The 880-nt window shown below is 39.9% G+C and carries 1 protein-coding gene; it reads right to left on the reverse strand.

Features of this window, described 5'->3' with window-relative positions; all coding sequences use genetic code 11:
- A partial coding sequence (locus ACEN31_RS11570) for an ISL3 family transposase (RefSeq protein WP_407109484.1) occupies nt 1-848 on the reverse strand: 848 nt, incomplete at its 3' end.
- Between the last annotated feature and the right edge of the window lie 32 nt (nt 849-880).

The following is an 880-nucleotide window of genomic DNA, read 5'->3' on the forward strand; positions in this document are numbered from 1 at the left end:
TTCCATAATTGTTTTAATTTGGTGTAATCACGCGGCCGGTTGTAACGAATCGTGTTCATGACTTTAATCCGATATCTGTTTAACGTATTATTCAATAATTGAACGATATGAAACCGATCGATGACAATATCGGCATTCGGAAAAATGCGTTGTAAAAATAGATAATACGGCCCGTACATATCCATGGTGACGGTCTTGACTTGCATTCGAGCTTCATATGAATAGCGCATAAAATAATCTCTTAAAGCGTCTTGTGTGCGGTCTAAGACAATATCCAACAATGTGTGGTTATAGGCATCCATAAGAATACAACTCATCCCACTCGTCGCCTGTTTGACCGACTTAAACTCATCAATTCCAAGGTGCTCTGGTAGATCCCATGTCTTTGGCGATAGGGTTTGACCCGCCTTAATTAACTGGCACTGAACAGTATAGCGAGACACATTTAGATGTTGGGCAATCAGTTTCATCGACTGTACTTCCGTTAATTCCATGATAATGGTTCGTTTAATGTCATTCGAAATAAAGCATCCTTTATCAACAATGCTTGTTGGAACAGTCGTCACGACCCGACAATGTTTACACTGATAGCGTTGTTTCTTGAGTTTTAACAAGACGGGTTGGAAGTTGATATGCGTTAAGTGAATCGTCGTGTGATCAAAACCATATTTAATCATGTCCTGCGTTGAATGGTTAGCCACACCACAGTGTGGACAGGCTGGCAATGAATAAGAGAGTTGTCCCAAGAGAACCTTACACCGCACCCCCTTGTGCATTTCCTCCATGATGTCATCTTGAAGTTGAACATGTTTATCTTTAATATTTAGTAAGTCTGCGATATAATTCATATGAGCCAAGTGAATTCTCCTTTTAGTAATGT

The sequence above is a fragment of the Ruoffia sp. FAM 26255 genome (assembly GCF_045528525.1).
Taxonomy (GTDB): domain Bacteria; phylum Bacillota; class Bacilli; order Lactobacillales; family Aerococcaceae; genus Ruoffia; species Ruoffia tabacinasalis.